Below are 19,957 nucleotides of genomic sequence, written 5' to 3' on the forward strand. Positions count from 1 at the left end.
GTTACCATCCACTGCTTGCTAAGTCTTCACTTTGCTCAGAAAACTTAGATTTAGCGATTGCGTCAATTGTCGCGAAAATCGCTTGTTCTACTTTATCTTTAACTGGCTCGATACGACGACCCATGTAAGTGGCATAAATTGCTTTGCTATTAACTTCAACAAACAATTTAGTACCAGCGCGCGGTACAACCGCTTCTTTTATTACGACATTAATGCCAGTAGTGCTTGGCATGTCTTGCCATAACAAACTGTACGAGTGGTAAAACTCTTTACCCGAGCGACTTAATGTTCTGTCGAGTAACAGGCCACTAATTTCAATATCTTCGCCATTTGCTTGCGGGCTAAAAGAGGCGCCTAAAAGCGTTAGCGTTATGATTAGTTTTATAATTGAATGCATTAGAAAAGGGCCGCGAACGGCCCAACCATTTTGTTACTGCTGAATAATCGTAGCAGTATTGTAATCACCCGTTTGGGTTACAGTTACGCTACCTGATGCACTGTAAATACCACCATCCACTAAGTTGCCATCGCCAACTTGTGATATTGATAGTTCAACATCAGAGCCTTGCACTACAAATCCGCCGGTACCCATACCGCCAATCATGTTGTAGTTACCTGTTTGCGCGATATTAAGCGTGTTGCCACTGCCTTCAATTAGTAGATCAAGCGAGTTGATTTCGCCGTTTTGGGCAATATCAAGCGTGTTGTCATTGCTGTCTACCGCTGTGCTAAATGTCACTGCTGATTCGTTTTGATTACCTAGCTGCTGCACGTTAATGTCGTTGTTGTAGCTAGTAAGTGATTGATCAGGGTAAGACGATTGAACATAGCTGCTATTTTCGTTACCCACTTGCGTGATGTTAACGTCATTATCGCTACCATTGAAATGTGCTAGGTGACTTGCGTTAGCGTCACCGTCTTGGTGTACGATTAGTTCGTTGTTATCGCCAATTGCACCAACATACGAACTATTGTCATTGCCAAGTTGTGTTACTTGGAAATCATTGTTGTCACCAACAATGTCACTGCTTGATTCGTTGCCGTCACCATTTTGCTCAACGATTAATTCGTTATCAGAACCAATAATGTAAGTGCTATCAAACTTGTTGCCTGTGCCTTCTTGGTCGATTGAAACAGTGTTATCTGAACCTTCAACAATGGCTGCTGTGAAATCATTCTCAGCACCTTCTTGTACAATGCTGATGTCGTTATCGTCGCCAGTAACTGAGCCAATTGCAACGCGCTGCACATCGCCTTGTTGATTAACGCTTAGCTCGTTATTGTGGCCAACCAATTCTTGAACGCCAAGCACATTCCAAAAACCAGATTGTTCAACTTCAATATCGTTTACATCGCCTTGCACGCTTTCTAGGTTTGTTTCATTCCACACGCCCGACTGGTTAATGTAAACCGTATTGTCGTTGCCTTCCATTGCTTGGTTATAAGCCCAATGACCACCGTCACCTTGCTCAATTGTGATATCGTTATTATCACCTGTCACAATGTTTACCGCTTCATTAGAAATACCAAAAAAGCCTGCGCCAGATTGATTTACCGTAATTTGGTTTGCGTCGCCTGTTAGCTCAGTTAGCGCAATGTGTGATGAGCCATTTTGGTCGTACGATTCAAGGTTGTCGTTACCTTGTGTGTTTAACAGCAAGATATTAGAAGTGCCCACCTGCGTGGTTTGCGTGCTGTTCGCGCTACCTTGCGTTTCAGTTTTAAGGTAGTTTAAATCGCCTTCTTGCAGTGCAACCAAATCGTTACCAAATGCAGCACCGGTTTCAGATGTTTGGTTTACAACCATAGTGTTTGCGACATTTTGCACAGTGTTATTTGCTTTAACCGATTTACTGTCGTCTTTTGTACTTGCCATTGCCGAAGTAGAGCCAACAGCCAGTGCTACAGCTAAGGCTAATAAAGATTTATTCTTATTCACGGAGTATCTCCTGTAAAATTATTGCTTGTAAAACGTCACATTCACTTCAATACCGTTACCTATTTGCTGAACTGTAAAGGTTTGTTCGCCAGCTTGAGAGATATTGGCGGTATTGCCGTCGCCTTGTTGCAGTATGTGTGCTTGGTTGTTATTTCCTTGTTGTAACAGGTTTACAACGTTATTTGCGCCATACTGAAACAACGCAGCTTCGTTGTTAGTACCGTATTGGGTAACATGCGCTTGATTGGACGTTTCGTTTATTTGATTAACTGTTGCTTTGTTTAAAATCCCGTACTGAGTGATAACCACTTGATGCTGTTGCGCACCTACTCGGTATTGCAGGGAAGTATTTAGACTGAGAGAAAGAGGAGATTCTTGTAGGTCCTTCGCTAATGCTAAGTGAGAATTACTAAGCGCCGCTAAGTAAAATACAGAGGTGCGCAAAACCGTACCTAACGATTTGCATATACCAGATTGAGTTTTACAGAGTTTTGCTTTCATCACAGAATTTTAGAGTAAGAACACGACAGCGATTAAATTACTATTTTTACGAAAGCGAGCGCTATCAGCCAAATTTGTGCTTCTTGAATTTCAGCTAATAAACAATAGCTTATGTTGTTTTTTACGGTGGCGTTAAATATTTGTGAAAGGCCAGCTACCAAAAAAGTGCTAGTCATAAAAAAGTCATATTTAATTGATTAAAAACACCCCAAAGAAATTAATTCCAATAAAAATCAGCTTGTTAAAGGTTTTGTTGATTTTTATTTATATTAACGCTTGCGCCTTTGTTGGGAACTGTGTTTGATAAAAAGGTTGCTTAAAAATTTAGATTGATGAGTTGTTGAGATAGGTGCTCGATTGTCGAGCGTACATTTTATAAAAAATGGAATTTCAATAATGAAAGCGAAACTTTCTGCAATTTCACTTGCTTTGCTTCCTTTGGTGGCAAGCGCATCAGCAACAACGACACCAGCGGTTAAAAGCGCTGACGGTTACAAAAATAATTCAGTTATTGTTGTGTACAAACAACATGCTCGCGCAGCTGATAAAGCAGCTGCACGTAAGCTTGTAGCTGCGACTATTTCAGATGCAAACCTTGATGAAATAGATGACCGTTATAACCACATTCTTAAAGGTCGTATGGCGCAATACACGTTGAACGATAACGATGTAAAAGGCGCAATATCAAAACTGCAAAACCACCCAGCAGTAGAATATGTAGAGCCTGATCATATTGTGTCGATTAATGCACAACCTGATGATCCACAGTTCAGTGATTTATGGGGCCTTCACAACACAGGTCAAACCGGTGGCACCAATGATGCCGATATTGATGCACCAGAAGCGTGGGATATCTCAACCGGTAGTCGCGACGTTGTCGTAGGCATTATCGATACGGGTGTTGACCATACACACGAAGACATTCAAGCAAATGCGTGGGTTAACCCAAATGAAATCGCAGGCGATGGCATCGATAACGATGGCAATGGCTACATTGACGATATTCACGGTATTAATGCAATCACCGATGTGGGCGACCCAATGGACGACCAAGGTCACGGTACCCACGTTGCTGGCACAATTGGTGCAACGGGTAACAATAGCCAAGGTGTGGTGGGTGTTAACCACACTGTCTCTATGGTTGGTTGTAAGTTCTTATCAGCACAAGGCACGGGTTCAACTTCAGATGCAATTAAATGTATTAACTACATGGTTGGCTTAAAAAATGCTGGTGTCGATATCAAGGTACTAAACAACAGCTGGGGTGGCGGTGGCTTTAGCCAAGCGCTATCTGACGCGATCACTGCATCTGAACAAGCTGATATCTTATTTGTTGCCGCGGCAGGTAACGACGCGGTAGATAACGACGCAAACCCTCATTACCCTTCTAGTTACGAGCATGACAGCGTATTAGCTGTAGCAAGTACTGATCACTCAGACAATATGTCGAATTTCTCACAATGGGGTTTAACAAGCGTTGATATGGGTGCACCAGGTTCAAGTATTTTGTCTACTGTGCCAGGCAATGGCTATGCAACTTACTCAGGTACGTCAATGGCAACACCACATGTTGCAGGTGCTGCAGCATTAGTATTATCGTTAAACCCAACGCTGAGCGCATTACAGTTAAAAGAGTTATTAATGAACTCAGGTGATGCAAACGCGGCACTGCAAGGTAAAACAGTTGCTGGTACACGACTAAACGTATACAGCGCACTTGAACAGTCTAATCCAGAGCCTGGATTTAGATTGATCACCAGCCCAACATCACAAACCGTAACAGCAGGTCAAACAGCAACGTATGAGTTTGAAATTGCGTCTGTTGCGAATTGGGATGATGTAGTAACACTTACTTTAGACTCATCAATTGCTGGTGCAGCACTGTCAACTGACACAGCAACACCGGGTCAGATTGTTACGCTAACTGTACCTACTGCCGCTGATACGCAGTGGGGTGATTATAGTTTCATAGTAACAGGTCAAAGTGGCGCGTTAGAGAAATCAAGTACAGTTGGTTTATATGTTAACCCACAAGGGCTCGCTGATTTCACTTACGACAACAGCGACGCAGTATCAATTCCAGACAATGACCCTGCGGGTGTATCGTCTGTCATTACTGTGCCAGATGAAATCACCATCTTTAACACACTCGCGACGGTTAATATTACTCACACCTACATTGGTGATTTAATTGTTACCCTTACTTCACCGACAGGCACTGTGACAACACTGCACAATAAATCGGGCGGTTCGAGTGACAATATTAATCAAACGTATGAAGCGGTTATTTTCAATGGTGAAAATGCAGCTGGCGATTGGACCCTACATGTTGAAGATACCTACAGCGCAGACACAGGCTCATTAGACAGCTGGTCATTAACCTTCAGTGCAATTGGCGATGTTGCGCCAGTAGCACCGGTTGCTGATTTTACCTTTGAGCGTGATGGCTACAATGTGATGTTCACTAACGCAAGTAGTGATCGCAACAATGATATTGTGTCGTATCTGTGGGACTTCGGTGATGGCAATACATCAACTGAAGCAAACCCAGTTCATGCGTATGCGGCGGCGGGCAATTACAGCGTATCGTTAACCACAACTGATGCAGAAGGCTTAAGTGATACTGCGAATAAAGATGTTCAGATCTCAGACGCCAACATCGTAGTTGATGTGAAACGTGCAAACTTATCGCGCACAGGCTTTATGCGTGTTGAGTTATTAATCGATGGCGCAACAGAAGGTACTGTCGACGTTTACCGTAATGGTGAATTGTATGAAACAGTAGAAAATGTGGGTGTTTATCGTGACTTCAGCCGTGGCGTAACTGAAACAAACTTTACCTATAAAGTTTGTCAGGCTGGCGATGTTTGCTCAAATGAAGTAACGGTTAATTTCAATTAATCAATTGTGATTTAATAACCTAGCCGATAAGAGTTATCGTACGCTTTATGTTAAAGTAAGTGCGGTAACTCTTTTTTATTTGAACTTGAGGGCCTTTATTAAAAGTTAATACGTTTTGCCTGCCAAAAAGCGCTTCGCCAATAGCTATTTTTTAACGACGACACAATAACGCCTTGACTGGTCGAGGCATGTAAAAACTGATTATCCTCAATATAAATACCAACATGATAAGTACGAAAACCTGTTTTAAAAAACACTAAATCGCCCGCTTGTAACTCTGTTTTACTCACGTTGTTGCCAAATTCAGCTTGTTTAAGGGTCGTGCGCGGCAATAAAAAGCCAAAACGGTCAATATAGGTGGTTTGCACGAACGCTGAACAATCAATGCCTTTTTGTGATGTACCCCCCAGTTTGTATGGCACGCCCCGCCAAGCATCTAGCTGTTGATAAAGCGCATTCGCCACAGAGTTATTACTTGATTCGTTTACTTTGTTATTAGGCACAGGTGTTGTAGCGTTTGAGGGGGATTTTGCACAGGCAGCGAGTCCTAAACAAAGTGTTAGGCAAAGTAATGGGGCGGTATTTTGGCGTAACAGCATACTGATGCAATATCCTTTTGTAATGCGCTGATTTACTCTAATTGCTCTGGCTTTATGTTGTTACTTGATTTACGTTGATAATCAATAGCGCGACCAAAAGTATCAAATTCGAAATGGCAACATTCGTCAAACAGTTCTCTAAGGGCTTTTCGACTTGTTTGTACACGTGATTTTAACGTGGAGTAGTGAATTCCCATGTGTTCGGCTAATACTTTTTGTTGGGCATTTTCTAAATCAACCGCGATAAGCAACGTGCGCTGTGGTTCAGGTAAGCGTTGAATAAATGGCGTTAAACAATCGATTAAATCTTGTTGTACTGATTCTTCATCATCAGTAATTATAAGCGAATCAGTTATTTCATGTTGTTTTCCGCGGGCACGATAAAAATCAATAATCGTGTTGTTAGCGATTTGAAAAAGCCACGACTTGAGTTTGCTAATATCATTTAGCAAATGCAGGTTTTTATGGGTTTTAATAAAAATTTCTTGCATTAAATCTTCTACATCAGCGCTGTTCGCCACCTTCTTTTTTAAAAAGCGCGTTAATGCGTGCTGATATTCAAGCCATATTTCTTCAATATTCACGACAGTTACTACCATTTTTATCATTACTACAAAGTGTGACAAATAAGACGTTATTTTTCATATAAAGACGAAGTTTATTTCGTCTTTTTTAACAGCCAAGCGTCTTACTGTGTGTAAATTAATTGAATTAGGTAGTAATTATGTCTTTTTTACAAAACGAAACATTCACCTTAACACCTGAAAATAAAGAGATGAGCAGACATAAACCAAAGGTTTTAATGCTTTACGGTTCGTTAAGAGGAAATTCGTACAGTAAGTTCGCTACACTAGAAGCGGCTCGTATACTTGAATATATGGGGGCAGATGTCAGAGTTTTTGACCCCGCCGGCTTGCCTGTATTTGATAACAACGGGTCGGCCGAACATGCGAAAGTGCAAGAACTGCGAGAACTCGCGTTATGGTCTGAAGCGCAGGTTTGGTGCTCTCCAGAAATTCACGGCAATATGTCCGCGGTATTTAAAAACCAGATTGATTGGTTACCTTTGTCATCTGGTGCACGTAGGCCAACACAGGGAAAAACACTTGCACTAATGCAAGTGACAGGCGGTTCGCAAAGCTTTAATGCCCTTAATAATATGCGCGTGTTAGGGCGCTGGATGCGCATGTTTACAATTGCTAATCAATCGTCGATTGCAAAAGCTTATCAAGAATTTGATAGTCATGGCGTGATGAACCCTTCGAGCTTTCGCGACCGCATTGTTGATGTCATGGAAGAGCTAATGCGATTTACTTTTTTATTGCGTGACTATGATGGATTATTGCTAGACCGTTACAGTGAACGAAAGGCCAGCAAACAAAATGTCGATGAGTTAAATCAACAACTAAAAACGCATATTCTCTCGTCAACGTGATAGAGCGTTCGGTAATTACTCATTCGAACGGTGTAAAGCTCACAATATAGTGAGCTTTACACTTATTGTTTAGAAAAAATTTAATGAAATTTTCAATAAAATTAACCACTTTATATTGGTTTAACCTATTGACTCTAAAAGTGCCGCTTTTAGAATGCTCGCAGCTTAATAATATGGAAAAATTTAATGAAAAAATTCGCATGGTTTTTCGCACTTGTTGCGTTAGTGTTTTCTTTTTCGTTTGATGCTGAAGCACGTAAAAAGTTTGGCAGCAAAAGCAAAGGCACAACCAAACAAACCACAACAACACAACAAAAACAGCAAGTTGATACAAATAACCCAACGCTTCCCGCTAAAAAGTCTTCTAAAAAAGGCTTAATGGGTGGCATTTTAGGTGGTTTACTTGCCGGTGGCTTAATTGCAGCAATGCTAGGTGGCGATTTTGAAGGTTTCCAATTTATGGACTTCATTATTATTGCGCTCGTTGCGTTTGTATTATTTAAGTTGTTTAAAGCATTTATGATGAAAAAGGCGCAAAGCCAACCGCAGTTTGCAGGCGTACCGCCAATGCAACAAGCTCCTTCGTCACAGGCTGCGCCGCAACAGTTTAGCAATCAAGGCTTTGCACAACAAAGCCAATCGGTACCTATGAATTTACCGATTAATTTTGACTTAAACGGCTTCTTGCAAGGAGCTCGTGAGCACTACCATACTTTACAAAAAGCATGGAATGATAACGACTTTACGGTGATTTCTGAGTACGTAAGTGAGCAACTGTTAGCTGAACTAAAACAAGAGCGAGCGGAGGTTGAAGAAGTAGCAACTGAAGTTATGTTTATCGATGCAGAACTAGCACGTGCTGATACATCACCTATGTTATGGGAAATCAGTGTACGTTTTCGTGGTAAATATCGCGATTTAGGCGATAAGCAAGAAGAGCCAATTGATGAAATTTGGCACCTAGAGCGCAGCTTGTCACAGCAAGATGCACCTTGGGTTATCGTAGGCATTGAAGATAACGCCGCGTAATTTACTGAACAAATGAAAAGTTAAAAGCAGCCAAATGGCTGCTTTTTTACGTTTATTAAGACTGATTTTTTAACAGTATAGATAAATGTTGTTGTAGCTCTGTAGGACTATCTGGAGTATGTAAAAAGCCACCTAATTTTGCGCCAGATAATTCTTGCCTAATATCGTATTTTAGCGCGTTTAAGCGTGGTACCACGTTGTCGCCTTCAACAAAGTACATGTCCAAATCCATCAAAAATGGTACGCGTAGCGACATAGTAATGCGCGCCATTAAATTGGGATAAAGTGCCATTAAATCCGAAAAGGTGAGTTGAATTTTCTGTTTACCGATTATTTTAAAGCCCGCGGCTTTAATTTTATTGCGAATAAAGTGGTGTTTACCAAACAGGTAGGTTTCGGGTTTTAGTAAGTAAAACGAGACACATTTATTCTTAATGAGTTTTCTCATACGCACACTCCCTTACTTCAAATTATTGGCCACGTTGAGGTTTTAAATTATTTGGCCAATATGCTTACTATAGAAGCAAAAGCACATTGCTAACAAATTGTTTTGTGTAAATGATTATTACCGCACCGCTTTTTACAATTCTCGATTAATTTAGTGCTTTGCTATTGAGCGTATACGGTCAATTTTCTACAATGGCGCAAATTAAATACGTAATAAAGAAATAATTATGAACGATAAAACAGATTTACCAGCATTACCGGATCGTCTTTCAATTAACCCGCGCAGCAAGTTCTACTCTGAAGAAGTGTTAAAGCTGGATATTGGTATTCGTTTCAACGGTAAAGAGCGCTCTGACGTTGAAGAGTATTGCATCAGTGAAGGTTGGATTAAAACTGCTGCGCCAAAAGCGTTAGATCGTTACGGCCAACCTATGCTTATTAAATCAAAAGGCACGGTTGAAGCGTTCTACCGTTAAGCTAAAAAGTGCACCTTTTTAGGTGCACTTTTCCAGTAGCTATCAATCGCTCATTGATTTTGAGTTACTGGGCTGTTCAACAAAGCCTAAACTCAGGTTGTTTAGTAAGCGCAATGCTTACAGCCATTACCACAGCAATAACCGCGTTTTAAATGCGCCCATTTCGTCATCACACGATAACCGTCTTCATTTAAATAATAATCTAACTTTTCAACGGGAAACTGGTTTTGATATTGCGCAGCAAGCGTAACTAATTCGCTATTTGATTTCGTTTCGTAAAGACGTGATAGTTCATCGTTAATTTTATCAATTAAACATGCTTTACATAAACAATTGGCGTCTTTAGTGACTGGTAAAATATTGGGAAGCGAAAAACACCAACAACTGCCTTGTTGGCTTTCGCATTTGAATGGGGCTTGGCAAGAAATACAGTTCATAATTTGGCGCAAAAAAGCGTTAGCATAAGTAAAATACTACACTAACGCAAATTTCAATTAGTGGCGTTTGCACCCTTTACTTTGCTAAATAGCGCTTAACGCTAATCCGCCTAGCATAAAGCTAACAACTAACCAGATAATGGGTAGTTTTAATTGCTTCATAATAAAAAAGCCAATCAATACAAGAGCAATATCTTTTGGCGCAGTTACCGCGCTTGTGAAAATAGGCGTATAAAGCGCCGCTATCAGCAATCCTACAACCGCGGCGTTAACGCCCGCCAGCGCACCACTTACGTTTGGTTTGTTAGCAAGTATTTGCCAGTCTTTTAGCACCGTTAATAACAGTAAAAAGCCTGGTAAAAATACCGCTAAGGTAGCGATTAGCGCACCGATAACTGGCGCATTATCAAATAGTTCATAGCCAATATAGGTGGCAAAGGTAAACATAGGCCCAGGTACCGCTTGCGCCGCCGCGTAGCCTGTTATAAATGCGTCTTGTGATAATTGGTCGCCAACAATATTTTGTAATAAAGGCAGTACCACATGACCACCGCCAAATACCAAACTACCGGCCTGATAAAAGTCATTAAATAGGCTTATTTCAGGTGCAAAAGATGCAGTTAAAGGCAGCCCAAGCAACAAGGTTATAAACAACAGCAATGGCATTAGGTTAGGTTTAAATGTGTGCTGATGTGTCGTCGGTATTTTACCTTTTAATGCAACCGTGCCAATAAGCGCTGCGCCAGTTAACACGGCAAATTGTGCGCTAAGGGTAGGGCTTAAAAGCAACACACACGCTGTGGCGATGCACAAAAATACGGCTTTAGTGTCTTTACAGAAGTTTTTAAACATTCCCCATGTGGCGTCTGCCACTACTAAAACAGCGAGTAGCTTTAACCCGTGAACAATACTTTCAAAAATACTGTTATTAACCAGTGCACTTGAGGTGATAGCAAGCGCCAGCATAATAATCACCGATGGCAGAGTGAAGCCAACAAACGCCGCGATCGCACCTTGTAAACCGGCACGTTTGTACCCTAATGCAAAGCCCACTTGGCTCGAACCAGGGCCGGGTAAAAACTGACTAAGCGCAATCAGTTGGCCGTACTCTTCATCACTTAACCACTTATATTTAGTGACGAAGGTTTGGCGAAAGTAGCCAATATGGGCGGCAGGCCCACCAAAACTGACCCAGCCGAGTAAAAAGAACGTTTTAAAAATACTGAACATACGCGCATAAATATCTGTGTCATCAAATCTGCGCAAAGCTTAAAAAAAGCGATACAATTAATCCAATTAATATTATTTGTAATAAATATGAATTAAATGGGATTTATTGATGATTTCGATTGAAGAAACGAAATGGCGCAATGTCGATTTAAACCTGCTGGTGGCTTTTTCGTATTTGTATCGCTTTGAAAGCGTTAGCTTAGCGGCAGAAAAGAACTTTGTTAGTCAATCGGCAATGAGTCACAGTTTATCGCGCTTACGGATATTACTTGATGACGAACTGTTTGTGCGAGTGGGCCATAAAATGGTGGCAACAGACTTTGCTCATGCGGTTTATCCGAGTATTGAGTCTATGCTGCAATTAGTGCAACAGCAGGTACTAAAGCGTGACACTTTTAATGCCAAAACCTATCAAGGGGTTTGTCGAATTGGCTTAACCGATTACGCTGAGTATATTTTTGCGCCGGCTATTTTCGATTTAATTAGAACGCAAGCGCCTAATGCGCAAATTAGTTTCGTTAACGTAAATAGGGTGAATTACCGTGAGCTTAGTGAGCAAGAATCACTCGATTTGGTGATTGGCAGCATTCCTAACTTACATAATGCGTTTGAAAGCGAGTTACTGTATCGCGAGCAACACATGTGTTTGCTAAATAAAGAGTTTGCTACACGCATTATGCCAATCACAAAGCATACTCTTGCTAATATTGAACATGCGATTGTTAGCCCTGACGGTAGTTTAACCACTCAAGTAGATAATTTGCTGAGTGAAGATGGTTTAACACGCAGGGTGACTGTGGCTAGTCGTAACTTTTTAACCGTACAGAGTTTGCTGTTGGAGCGAGAGCTTATTGCGATTGTGCCAAAGCGCATGGCCGAAATCTCATTACCTAACGATGCACTTCAAAGCGTCACGCCGCCTATTAAGGTACCGGATTTTGATATCTCTATGTTGTGGTTAAAACGTTCGCGGGCTAATGAAAAGCACATTTGGCTGCGTTCAATTATGAAACAAGTCGTAAGTTAGCGCCCGTTGACGGTTGAAGTTCGTTTTTTTACAGCAGTTTGATTTGGTTTTATACCAGGAAAAGGCTAGGTGGAAACGCTATGTTATGTGAGTTTGCCGATAACGTCTTTGGGCCCAGCAAAATCACCTTCCCACACCAATGCGGGCAACACAATAGGAAACTAATCAGGCGTCATAGTTAAATGTTGCTCAAATAGCGCAAAAATAAAACAGCAGCTGAATATTAAGCTTGGATTAAGGGAAATAATTGAACAATACACACTCCACAGAAGGAAAAAGTTATGAGCAATTTAATTTTTCAAAATAAGCTATCTTTTACATTAACACTGTTAGCCGCTATTGGGCTTGGCGTATTTTTATTGCCTGTAGTGTTATTTTTATGGCTAACCATGATGATGTTTATTGGCCTTAACGTGTTAATTGCAAAATTACGTGGCGGTAACCTAACGGGGAGCGGCTTTAAAAAGCCAAAATACGCATTTTATAAAGGCAAAATCGAAAAAGTGATTAACTAGTTTTAATTGTTTAGTTAACCCGAATTCACATAAACCTTAATCGCCTGCTAAAAAGGGCGATGTTTGAATCGATTAAACGTGCTGCTTTTTGCGTAACATGCCATTTGAGCAGCACAGTTATATACGCGGTCAGTTACAAAGATAATTAAACATGTAAAAGGAGAGAGAATATGGGAAAGTTTCTTACACCAATACTGTCACTACTACTTGTTAGCATCAGTGCGTTTGCCAGTGCCGATGAATATCAAACTACGCTACAAAATTTTAAACAATCTCACGAAACCAAGCGCTTTTTTAATAGTGCCTATGGATATGTGGTATTTCCAACGATTGGTAAAGGTGGCTTAGGGTTAGGCGCGGCGTTTGGTAAAGGTCAGGTTTACAAGCAAGGCAAAGCGGTGGGTAAAACAAGTGTTAGTCAATTATCGGTTGGCTTTCAAGCAGGTGGGCAAGCCTACAGCCAAATCATTTTTTTAAAAGACAAACGCGCGTTTGATGAATTTACCTCGGGCAATTTTGAATTTGGTGCAGGGGCGTCAGCGGTTGCTATTACCGCAGCGGTTCAAGCGCAGGCAGGCTCTACGGGCGTTAGCTCAAGTGTCGGCACCGATGCAAATTCCACCAAGCAAAATAAAGCAAAATACCGTAAAGGCATGGCGGTGATGACGTTGGCAAAAGGCGGCTTTATGTACGAAGCCGCACTTGCTGGGCAAAAATATAATTACACGCCGTATAAGCAGTAACACTAAAAACCAGAGGCGACTCTGGTTTTTTTTGTTGTTGCTCTAGCTAATCAGCTTGGCTTAGTTGATGATGAATATTGTTAACTAAGTCGCGTGGTAAACACAGTTGATTAGCTAAAGTTTGTAAATATTGCTGTGATGCACTTTGGTTTAAATCAATTGCGCTGGCGCTTGCGGCATACACTTCAATGCCCGTTTGTGCATTAGGCACGGTTGCAACTAGCTCACTTAAACTCATTGGCGCACGTAATTCATCAAACAACATGGCTTTTTCTTGTGTTGTTAGTGACATTTGTTCTACTTGAGCGAAAATAGTTTGGCGCTCATTTTCATCAATATGGCCATCGGCATACGCGGCGGCTATCATGGCGCGCATTAAAATTAACTGGCCGTTACCCGTTTCGTCTTCTACTACCGCATCAAAGCTTTGTTCTTGCATATGTGTCGGTTCAACGCGGTATTGGCTACTACGATTTTGCATTGCGTTATCAAACGCTTGCCTATCAGCGGCTTGCTGAGTTTGGCTATTTTTTTCGCTGTATTGTTGATAAGCTTTCCAAGCGAGTCCGCCAACGGCTGCCAGTGCGCCATACTTTACCGCTTTCTTACCCACTTTTTTTGACTTCTTACCTGATAGCAAGCTGGTTAAGCCGCCACCTGCTACACCACCTAAAAAGCCACTTAGTGCACCTGATTTATTTAGGCTGCCAACTAATTTTTGTAGATCTTTCATTGCTTTCTCCTAAATTGATAACTTTCATTAGAGTAAAAAAAATGATGCAATAAAGGAACAGCAGAACTGTTACAAAGTGATTCAAACATTTTGTGATAATCGGCAATTAAAATGTGTGAGTTACATTTCTATGCGATAAATTTGTCACATAAAAGGTATAATCTCACACACATAACACAGACAGTAGGAGATGCTATGAGTGATACCAACCAACGCGAAATCTTAGCGGAATTTTTAGCGCAAAGTAAAACAAGCCAATCAGTGTGGGCACTGCAAGATAAAGAAAGTGAAGATTGGGTTGTATTAGATTCTCCTAATTTTGAAAATGCAGAGGTGATGCCGGTTTGGTCAAGCAAGTCGTTGGCCGAAACACACTGTGTACAGGAATGGCAAGCATTTACACCAAGCGAAATTTCAATTAACGACTGGTTAGATTATTGGCTAGAAGATTTAAAAGATGATGACATTGTTGTGGGTGTAAACTGGGCTGAAGAAGGCGATATTGTTGAGCTTGAAGTGACTGACTTTAGCCAAGCGCTTGCCAGCATTCAACCCGTTAAATCATAACTTTATAGCCATTTTAAAGCAGCATTCACAGGCTAAGTGAATTGCTTTAATAAGTCGGCGTAGATTGCGCCGACTTTTAATTTTAAGTGCGTTAATCGTTAACGCCGTCAATATCGCCACGCCTTACCGGATAGCCTTGATTCATCCACCCAAAAATACCTTCCCACAAGACAGCTGTGCGGGTGTAACCACGTTGTCTTAGGCGATTAATCGTGTGATCGGCGGCGGCACGCGGACATGAACAATAGGCAACAATTTGCACGTCTTTTGGAATTCCCGCCACAGTCTCATCTAAATCTGCGTAGTAGGGGAAAGGAATCGCCCCTTCAATGTGCGCGGTTTGCCAAACCGATGTAACTCGCGTATCGAGCAGCACCATGCGCTTTTTGGCCTCAAGCGCTTTGTTTAAGTCTTTTGACAGCACATACATGCCATCTTTTAAATCAAAATTTGGATCGTCGCCGTTTTTGTTTACGATGTAATTTTCTGGCGTAGGCAGTGCTTTGAGTACCGGCGTTTCATCTTTCCAACCGAGCGATTTACTGCGCAAAAACGCAGTAATATTGTCGATATCAGCACTTGAAAGTTTGTCTTTAAACGCTTGCATTGGCGTATCTTGCCTTCCATTTTCAATGGCATAGCGAATAAACTCATCGGTATTATGAGCCAGCGCCGATTGGTTCATTATGGCAGGGCCGGTGATCCCTTGACCTTTATCGCCATGACAGCTAGCGCATTCTTTTTGGTAAACTTGCTCACCTCGCGTAATATCGCCGTGAACAGGGTTAGTGGTAAATTTTAAGCGATCGTAACCCGCTTGTTCAAATAGCCAATAGGTGAGATCCCAGGTTTCATCCAATGTCATTGGACCGCCAACCTCATCTAAATACCCGCCCATTGCTGTACCTACACGTCCGTACTGCATTGGTCGTAAAATTTGATGGGCAATGCCTGATTCCATTAAGCTTTTACTGCGAAGTGACGGTGCGTGATCGTTTTTATGACCTTCGCGGTTTTCGCCGTGGCAAAGAGCACAGTATTTTTGATAATTAGCTGCAGCGACTTTGGCTTGTTGTGTGGTTAATTTGCGCGGAGGTGAACGCAGTTCACGTTCAGCTGAAGTACTGTTAAATGACACAAATGCTAGCATTGCTGAACATGCAATGGTGATTTTTTGAGTAAAGGTTAGCATGGAATTCCTTGTAATTTGCCCCAAAATCCAGAATATCAGGCAGTGGCTTTATTACTAGTGAAAAACAAATTTAGTAACAATTACGTGAAAGTATTTACGTTTATTGTGTATGGCTAAAAGTATGACTATTTATCTAACGGCGTTTTGATTAAAATAGCTGTGATGACCTTATTTACTCCCCTTATCTATAGTTTATTTTTGCTCGGCAGTGTGAGCTGCTACGTGCTGCATTCCTCTTTTGCAGTACCAATTGTGTTAGCGGCGACGTTTCCTGCACTTATTGGCAGCTTTATCCCGTTTAAAACTGAGTTTAAACATCACCCTTATGCTGCAATTTATACGGGCTGTTTCGCCGGAATGTGCTCTACCGCGGCTATTAATTCACTGTGGGAACTAATATTTGTTGCCTTGATTGGCACATTTTTGTACATAAAAAGCATCAGCTTATTTGAAGGGTTTGGCGGCAGATTAGGTGGAATCGCGTTTACCTGTAGTGCTTTGTTTGTATTGATTAAGGGTGTGTTATGAGCCTAGATTTAATGCTTATTTCACTGTTTGGCTCACTTGCTACCTATTTACTCGCCAAGCGCAATCGGTTTGACGGCATAAGAGCATCTACTTCGCTTTCGATTATTGCTTATTTGTTTTTTTACACCTTACAATGGGATGTTGCGCTTTATAGTTTAGTGTTTTTTGGCAGCACCTTTGTTGGCATGAGCGCTCCTAAACGCTTTGGGATTTATACTCAGGTGATTGCGGCGGTACTGTTTTCAGTATTGTTTGAAAACTTGGTACCGTTTATTAAAGATTACGGCGGTGCCCTTGGTTTAAGCGCGTTTTTCTCGGTGTGTGTGTGCCATTTGGGCATTTTACTTGGCGCACCGCGCAGCATTAAAGTGGATAAATAACGCTAAAAGTGAACTAACAGACTCAGCAGCGCGTAAAACTAACTACATCAACACAGTTTAAGAGGTGTGTATGAAGTGGTTAATACTTGGCGCACTACTTTTCTTGCAAGGATGCAGCAGTAACTATTTTTTATATAGTCCAAATGACAAAATTGTCTTTTCAAAAGACGACTTTTCACACCCAGTGAAAGACAGTTTTATTCGTTCTCGCTCTGGCAACACTTTACATTTACAACACCATTTAAGCGACAACCCTCAAGGGCTCGTTATCCACTTCCATGGTAATCGTGGTAATTTGTCGCAAACCGTTGAGAAAGTAGTATGGCTGGTTGATGAAGGTTACGATGTGATGCTGGTTGATTATTCCGGTTACGGCTTATCAAACGGCAAACCGACCCGTGAAAACTTAGCGTTAGACGCACAAACTGTGTTTGAAATCAGTCACGGTCTAGCCCATCAGCATAAAGTGATTGTCGCCACATCTATGGGCGGCGCAATTGCCCTTGATGGTTTAGCTAAAAGCAAACTTGAGCGTTATTTCGACTTGTTAGTAATAGATTCAAGCTTTGAAAGTTATCAAAACCTTGCGCGAGATGTCGTAGCAAATGTACCTATCGCAAAGTGGTTTAGTAGCCGTATTCCTGCGCTTGTGAGTGATGAACGCTCACCTGCCAGTAACATTAAGCAAATTGTGAATATTGATACCATTATTGCCCATTGTAATGATGATAGATTGATCCCCATTACTCGTGGCAAAGCGCTCTATCAAGTAGCTGGCAACAACAGCCAATTTTGGCAATTTAACGGATGCCGCCACGCGCGCACTTTTACCGATGAATTCCCCAATAATCAGCAGCGGTTATTAGCGCATATCAGAAAGAATCGTGGCGCAAGTTTAGTTGCAAGTAATACGTTAACCAGTCCTTAATTGAGTTAAAGGTGCCTTTATTATGCTGCGTTAAGCGCATAAAAAGGCACGACTAGGCGGTTTGAAAACCCAAGTGCGAGTTATATAAAATACCATCCAGTTAGTTCTAGCCCCAGCATTAACGCGAATACTACGCTTAATGGCTGTTTATTTGGAATAACCGGCACTAACGCGTAAAAAGGCTTTTTTTCAAATAACACACTCAATAAACACGCAAGCACAGTAACTAACCCGCAAAGCAGCACAAGTGCGTTTGAAAAGCCATTTTCAAGGGTTAATATGGTGATACTCAAAGCGATTAAAAGCCACGCGCCGAGGCGGAACCAGGTGCTTTGTTGAGGCGACGGTTTGAATTCACGACCGAGTACTTTAGTGTATTTAGGCATCGCCAACATAAATAAGCAAAGCGCCTGATAAATCAATAAGCTTGAAACTAGTAAAATCATGCGACTACCTCGCGGCGTTGCTTTTCTTTTGGTGCTATCTCAGCGTTTACTAAACGGTGTTTTTTCACAAGCATTGCAATACAGACACAAAGCACAGAAGCGGCAAGATTAACTAAATCAAAACCAGCAAAACCCCAATCGTTTTGTTTGATACTGGTAATTAAACCGCGTTCGGTGGTTAGGCCGTTGGTAATTGGTACCAGCGCAAATAAAACGGCAGCCATAAGCCATTGCTGGTACCAGGCAACTGCGCCGCGATTTTGCCAAGAATGCTTACACGCATGCAGCAAAAACACTAACCAAGTTATAAACAAGCAGTGCATTTCCCAATTAGCGCGCGATGCCATTTCTACAGGCAACAAACGATTCGCAATAAAATATACAGCAATAGCGGCGGGCAATCCGACCACTGTACCTATGTTTAACCCTTCGGTTAATTTAAAATTAAAGGGTAAACCAGCAGGGTTTGAGAGCGCTTTTTTGCGGCGTTTTGTCGTCCAAAGTATCATGCCAGAGGCAATCATGGCGCAGCCCGTTAACCCCGTAAAAAAGTACAACCAACGGACCGATAGCGTGGCAAAAATCCCTTCATGCAATTCTAAAAAGATAGATTGCACATGACGCGTGCCTTCAAATTGTGGTGTATATGCGTATGTTGCACCGTTAGTGGCGTTCAAAATAAGTTTTGCACCGTCATCACTTGGTGAGGTTTGTTCAAGGGAAAACACCGCTAAGCTGTTTAGATCGTTAGGGTGATAAATACGCATCGCGTAACTTTGCCGTGTATCGTTATGCTGCGTTAATACATCTTGCGCTTTTTGATAAAGTACAGACAGTGGTAATTGGGCGGCAGCTATTCCAGCTGCATCGTTCGGTGCACCGCGTTGATAATATTCATCAAAAAATTGCTTTTTGCCTTGTTCATCGAGGCCGTAGCTGGCGTTCATAACAAACGGTACATAGGTAAACATAAACATGATCAAGCCTGAGTAGGTAATCATTAAATGAAACGGCAGGCTTACAACACTCATTAAATTATGCCCATCTAACCAAGATGTAGCGCCTTTATTTGAACGAAACGTAAAAAACTCTTTAAAGATTTTTTTATGTACCACAATGCCAGTAACTAGGCCAAGCAGCATAAACATAGTGAAAATACCCACTAAATAATAAGCAAAGCGGGTCGGCAAGTAATGCAATCGATAATGCATGCGATACAAGGCTTGTCCACCACCTGTTTTGCGGTGCTCGAGTACGTCACCGCTTTCACTATCCAGTGTTTTACTAACGCGACTCAACTTACCTTGTTCATTTATTTGCTGGTAATTCACTTGCAGGTGGGGCTCGCTGCGTACCAGTGGTAAGTAGACTCGCCACTCTTTTGCATCTTGCCCGTATTGCTGCAAATGGGTTTGCGCGGTTGTTAACGATGTTTCGATGTTGGCGGTGTTTTTTGGCAACTCGGGCGCCATCCATGCATCTATTTCACTGTCGAAATAACCTAAGGTGCCGGTAACAAAAATAAAATAAAGCAGCCAGCTTACTAAAATACCGGTCCAGGTATGAAGCCACGCCATAGACTGGCGAAATCCACTTCTCATATTAACCTCTCAGCCAAAACATAAGCGCGTTGGCCAGCGCGCTAACGGCGAGTACTAACAGGCTGTTAATGAAAACGCTGCGATAACGTTTTGCTGAAAATACGTACATGATGTAACCCGTATAAAGAGCAAAGCTCAGCATTGAACTGGCAGCAACGGCGTCTTTTTGTGAAAGTGGCAATAGAAAAGAAATTAAAACACTGGCTGAGATGGTTAGTGCATAACCTAAAAACACGGCAATTAAAATGCGGTAGCAGATTTCCTTTTTAAAACTGCTTTTTGACGAAACATGTTCCATAAATA

Annotated in this window: 24 protein-coding genes; 11 read left to right on the top strand and 13 right to left on the bottom strand. The window is 41.6% G+C overall.

Translation table 11 applies throughout. From position 1 onward, the window contains the following. Position 1: 1 nt before the first annotated feature. From AC2IOM_RS20570 to AC2IOM_RS20580, 3 genes are read right to left on the bottom strand one after another with little or no spacing between them, the layout of a single operon-like run. Positions 2-397, bottom strand: coding sequence for a CsgE family curli-type amyloid fiber assembly protein (locus AC2IOM_RS20570; RefSeq protein WP_010559511.1), 396 nt, complete (start codon positions 395-397; stop codon positions 2-4). A 33-nt stretch (positions 398-430) separates the two neighbouring features. Continuing rightward, entirely contained in the window at positions 431-1,939 is a 1,509-nt protein-coding gene (locus AC2IOM_RS20575; RefSeq protein WP_486360002.1) for a curlin, read from the bottom strand. 18 nt (positions 1,940-1,957) lie between these two features. Next, complete coding sequence (locus tag AC2IOM_RS20580; protein ID WP_233430573.1) at positions 1,958-2,383, bottom strand: curlin subunit CsgB; 426 nt, start codon at positions 2,381-2,383, stop codon at positions 1,958-1,960. A 453-nt stretch (positions 2,384-2,836) separates the two neighbouring features. Between AC2IOM_RS20580 and AC2IOM_RS20585 the strand changes: the two genes are divergently transcribed. Continuing rightward, positions 2,837-5,341: a S8 family serine peptidase gene (locus AC2IOM_RS20585; protein ID WP_486360003.1), complete on the top strand. Its 2,505-nt coding sequence runs from the start codon at positions 2,837-2,839 to the stop codon at positions 5,339-5,341. 98 nt (positions 5,342-5,439) lie between these two features. Here AC2IOM_RS20585 and AC2IOM_RS20590 read toward each other — a convergent pair whose 3' ends face one another. Together AC2IOM_RS20590 and sigZ are read right to left on the bottom strand one after the other, a co-directional pair. Continuing rightward, complete coding sequence (locus AC2IOM_RS20590; protein WP_486360004.1) at positions 5,440-5,940, bottom strand: NlpC/P60 family protein; 501 nt, start codon at positions 5,938-5,940, stop codon at positions 5,440-5,442. 32 nt (positions 5,941-5,972) lie between these two features. Further along, positions 5,973-6,539, bottom strand: coding sequence for an RNA polymerase sigma factor SigZ (gene sigZ, locus AC2IOM_RS20595; RefSeq protein WP_486360005.1), 567 nt, complete (start codon positions 6,537-6,539; stop codon positions 5,973-5,975). Between the two features lie 125 nt (positions 6,540-6,664). On the opposite strand from sigZ, the gene arsH reads away from it, so the two are divergent. Continuing rightward, the gene (gene arsH, locus AC2IOM_RS20600; RefSeq protein ID WP_486360006.1) at positions 6,665-7,375 is read left to right on the top strand and encodes an arsenical resistance protein ArsH; all 711 of its coding nucleotides are present in this window, start codon (positions 6,665-6,667) and stop codon (positions 7,373-7,375) included. Positions 7,376-7,561: 186 nt separating this feature from the next. Continuing rightward, positions 7,562-8,404: a Tim44 domain-containing protein gene (locus tag AC2IOM_RS20605; protein WP_486360007.1), complete on the top strand. Its 843-nt coding sequence runs from the start codon at positions 7,562-7,564 to the stop codon at positions 8,402-8,404. Positions 8,405-8,459: 55 nt separating this feature from the next. On the opposite strand, the gene AC2IOM_RS20610 is transcribed toward AC2IOM_RS20605, so the two are convergent. After that, positions 8,460-8,852 (bottom strand): hypothetical protein, encoded by a 393-nt coding sequence (locus AC2IOM_RS20610; RefSeq protein ID WP_100914889.1) that lies wholly within the window; start codon positions 8,850-8,852, stop codon positions 8,460-8,462. Between the two features lie 226 nt (positions 8,853-9,078). On the opposite strand from AC2IOM_RS20610, the gene AC2IOM_RS20615 reads away from it, so the two are divergent. Then, positions 9,079-9,327: a DUF3297 family protein gene (locus AC2IOM_RS20615; protein ID WP_010559502.1), complete on the top strand. Its 249-nt coding sequence runs from the start codon at positions 9,079-9,081 to the stop codon at positions 9,325-9,327. Positions 9,328-9,428: 101 nt separating this feature from the next. On the opposite strand, the gene AC2IOM_RS20620 is transcribed toward AC2IOM_RS20615, so the two are convergent. After that, positions 9,429-9,764: a C1orf53 family protein gene (locus AC2IOM_RS20620; protein WP_486360008.1), complete on the bottom strand. Its 336-nt coding sequence runs from the start codon at positions 9,762-9,764 to the stop codon at positions 9,429-9,431. An 84-nt stretch (positions 9,765-9,848) separates the two neighbouring features. Further along, a complete protein-coding gene (chrA, locus tag AC2IOM_RS20625; RefSeq protein ID WP_486360009.1) occupies positions 9,849-10,994 on the bottom strand; it encodes a chromate efflux transporter in 1,146 nt (381 codons plus the stop codon). A gap of 109 nt (positions 10,995-11,103) precedes the next feature. Here chrA and AC2IOM_RS20630 point away from each other — a divergent pair, with 109 nt between their 5' ends. The 3 genes from AC2IOM_RS20630 (at position 11,104) to AC2IOM_RS20640 (ending at position 13,279) form a co-directional block, all read left to right on the top strand. Next, positions 11,104-12,021 carry a LysR family transcriptional regulator gene (locus AC2IOM_RS20630; protein ID WP_486360010.1) on the top strand — a complete coding sequence of 306 codons (918 nt, stop codon included), beginning with the start codon at positions 11,104-11,106 and terminating at the stop codon, positions 12,019-12,021. Between the two features lie 281 nt (positions 12,022-12,302). Further along, entirely contained in the window at positions 12,303-12,536 is a 234-nt protein-coding gene (locus tag AC2IOM_RS20635; protein ID WP_486360011.1) for a hypothetical protein, read from the top strand. Between the two features lie 170 nt (positions 12,537-12,706). Then, complete coding sequence (locus AC2IOM_RS20640) at positions 12,707-13,279, top strand: YSC84-related protein (RefSeq protein ID WP_105172008.1); 573 nt, start codon at positions 12,707-12,709, stop codon at positions 13,277-13,279. Positions 13,280-13,325: 46 nt separating this feature from the next. Here the strand turns inward: AC2IOM_RS20640 and AC2IOM_RS20645 are convergent, their stop codons facing one another. Then, positions 13,326-14,012, bottom strand: coding sequence for a tellurite resistance TerB family protein (locus AC2IOM_RS20645; protein WP_486360012.1), 687 nt, complete (start codon positions 14,010-14,012; stop codon positions 13,326-13,328). 195 nt (positions 14,013-14,207) lie between these two features. Here AC2IOM_RS20645 and AC2IOM_RS20650 point away from each other — a divergent pair, with 195 nt between their 5' ends. Continuing rightward, positions 14,208-14,579: a DUF2750 domain-containing protein gene (locus AC2IOM_RS20650; RefSeq protein ID WP_010559495.1), complete on the top strand. Its 372-nt coding sequence runs from the start codon at positions 14,208-14,210 to the stop codon at positions 14,577-14,579. A 91-nt stretch (positions 14,580-14,670) separates the two neighbouring features. Here the strand turns inward: AC2IOM_RS20650 and AC2IOM_RS20655 are convergent, their stop codons facing one another. Then, on the bottom strand, positions 14,671-15,771 hold the full coding sequence (locus AC2IOM_RS20655; protein WP_486360013.1) for a c-type cytochrome: 1,101 nt from the start codon (positions 15,769-15,771) through the stop codon (positions 14,671-14,673). A gap of 222 nt (positions 15,772-15,993) precedes the next feature. On the opposite strand from AC2IOM_RS20655, the gene AC2IOM_RS20660 reads away from it, so the two are divergent. The 3 genes from AC2IOM_RS20660 to AC2IOM_RS20670 all read left to right on the top strand — a co-directional run bounded on the left by AC2IOM_RS20660 (position 15,994) and on the right by AC2IOM_RS20670 (position 17,607). Then, positions 15,994-16,299 carry a hypothetical protein gene (locus tag AC2IOM_RS20660; protein WP_346722482.1) on the top strand — a complete coding sequence of 102 codons (306 nt, stop codon included), beginning with the start codon at positions 15,994-15,996 and terminating at the stop codon, positions 16,297-16,299. Next, positions 16,296-16,679, top strand: coding sequence for a hypothetical protein (locus tag AC2IOM_RS20665; RefSeq protein WP_138628336.1), 384 nt, complete (start codon positions 16,296-16,298; stop codon positions 16,677-16,679). Before AC2IOM_RS20660 ends, AC2IOM_RS20665 begins: the two co-directional genes overlap by 4 nt. A gap of 70 nt (positions 16,680-16,749) precedes the next feature. Further along, positions 16,750-17,607 (top strand): alpha/beta hydrolase, encoded by an 858-nt coding sequence (locus AC2IOM_RS20670; protein WP_336436687.1) that lies wholly within the window; start codon positions 16,750-16,752, stop codon positions 17,605-17,607. A gap of 80 nt (positions 17,608-17,687) precedes the next feature. Here AC2IOM_RS20670 and AC2IOM_RS20675 read toward each other — a convergent pair whose 3' ends face one another. The 3 genes from AC2IOM_RS20675 to AC2IOM_RS20685 are packed head-to-tail and all read right to left on the bottom strand — an operon-like array spanning position 17,688 to position 19,952. Next, complete coding sequence (locus tag AC2IOM_RS20675; protein WP_486360014.1) at positions 17,688-18,053, bottom strand: DUF3325 domain-containing protein; 366 nt, start codon at positions 18,051-18,053, stop codon at positions 17,688-17,690. Then, positions 18,050-19,654 carry a PepSY-associated TM helix domain-containing protein gene (locus tag AC2IOM_RS20680; RefSeq protein WP_486360015.1) on the bottom strand — a complete coding sequence of 535 codons (1,605 nt, stop codon included), beginning with the start codon at positions 19,652-19,654 and terminating at the stop codon, positions 18,050-18,052. The genes AC2IOM_RS20675 and AC2IOM_RS20680 overlap by 4 nt, the downstream gene beginning before the upstream one ends. A gap of 1 nt (position 19,655) precedes the next feature. Then, positions 19,656-19,952 (bottom strand): hypothetical protein, encoded by a 297-nt coding sequence (locus tag AC2IOM_RS20685; RefSeq protein ID WP_486360016.1) that lies wholly within the window; start codon positions 19,950-19,952, stop codon positions 19,656-19,658. Positions 19,953-19,957: the final 5 nt, after the last annotated feature.

It is taken from the genome of Pseudoalteromonas sp. NS-SX12 (genome assembly GCF_057367955.1).

Excerpts from the sequence above, each read along its gene's own strand:
- AC2IOM_RS20590 (WP_486360004.1), bottom strand. The coding sequence starts at position 5,940 with ATGCTGTTACGCCAAAATACCGCCCCATTACTTTGCCTAACACTTTGT.
- AC2IOM_RS20630 (WP_486360010.1), top strand. The coding sequence starts at position 11,104 with ATGATTTCGATTGAAGAAACGAAATGGCGCAATGTCGATTTAAACCTG.
- AC2IOM_RS20655 (WP_486360013.1), bottom strand. The coding sequence starts at position 15,771 with ATGCTAACCTTTACTCAAAAAATCACCATTGCATGTTCAGCAATGCTA.
- AC2IOM_RS20645 (WP_486360012.1), bottom strand. The coding sequence starts at position 14,012 with ATGAAAGATCTACAAAAATTAGTTGGCAGCCTAAATAAATCAGGTGCA.
- AC2IOM_RS20615 (WP_010559502.1), top strand. The coding sequence starts at position 9,079 with ATGAACGATAAAACAGATTTACCAGCATTACCGGATCGTCTTTCAATT.
- AC2IOM_RS20675 (WP_486360014.1), bottom strand. The coding sequence starts at position 18,053 with ATGATTTTACTAGTTTCAAGCTTATTGATTTATCAGGCGCTTTGCTTA.
- AC2IOM_RS20610 (WP_100914889.1), bottom strand. The coding sequence starts at position 8,852 with ATGAGAAAACTCATTAAGAATAAATGTGTCTCGTTTTACTTACTAAAA.
- AC2IOM_RS20605 (WP_486360007.1), top strand. The coding sequence starts at position 7,562 with ATGAAAAAATTCGCATGGTTTTTCGCACTTGTTGCGTTAGTGTTTTCT.
- AC2IOM_RS20670 (WP_336436687.1), top strand. The coding sequence starts at position 16,750 with ATGAAGTGGTTAATACTTGGCGCACTACTTTTCTTGCAAGGATGCAGC.
- AC2IOM_RS20650 (WP_010559495.1), top strand. The coding sequence starts at position 14,208 with ATGAGTGATACCAACCAACGCGAAATCTTAGCGGAATTTTTAGCGCAA.
- AC2IOM_RS20680 (WP_486360015.1), bottom strand. The coding sequence starts at position 19,654 with ATGAGAAGTGGATTTCGCCAGTCTATGGCGTGGCTTCATACCTGGACC.
- AC2IOM_RS20685 (WP_486360016.1), bottom strand. The coding sequence starts at position 19,952 with ATGGAACATGTTTCGTCAAAAAGCAGTTTTAAAAAGGAAATCTGCTAC.
- chrA (WP_486360009.1), bottom strand. The coding sequence starts at position 10,994 with ATGTTCAGTATTTTTAAAACGTTCTTTTTACTCGGCTGGGTCAGTTTT.
- AC2IOM_RS20635 (WP_486360011.1), top strand. The coding sequence starts at position 12,303 with ATGAGCAATTTAATTTTTCAAAATAAGCTATCTTTTACATTAACACTG.
- AC2IOM_RS20570 (WP_010559511.1), bottom strand. The coding sequence starts at position 397 with ATGCATTCAATTATAAAACTAATCATAACGCTAACGCTTTTAGGCGCC.
- AC2IOM_RS20620 (WP_486360008.1), bottom strand. The coding sequence starts at position 9,764 with ATGAACTGTATTTCTTGCCAAGCCCCATTCAAATGCGAAAGCCAACAA.
- AC2IOM_RS20665 (WP_138628336.1), top strand. The coding sequence starts at position 16,296 with ATGAGCCTAGATTTAATGCTTATTTCACTGTTTGGCTCACTTGCTACC.
- AC2IOM_RS20585 (WP_486360003.1), top strand. The coding sequence starts at position 2,837 with ATGAAAGCGAAACTTTCTGCAATTTCACTTGCTTTGCTTCCTTTGGTG.
- sigZ (WP_486360005.1), bottom strand. The coding sequence starts at position 6,539 with ATGGTAGTAACTGTCGTGAATATTGAAGAAATATGGCTTGAATATCAG.
- arsH (WP_486360006.1), top strand. The coding sequence starts at position 6,665 with ATGTCTTTTTTACAAAACGAAACATTCACCTTAACACCTGAAAATAAA.
- AC2IOM_RS20640 (WP_105172008.1), top strand. The coding sequence starts at position 12,707 with ATGGGAAAGTTTCTTACACCAATACTGTCACTACTACTTGTTAGCATC.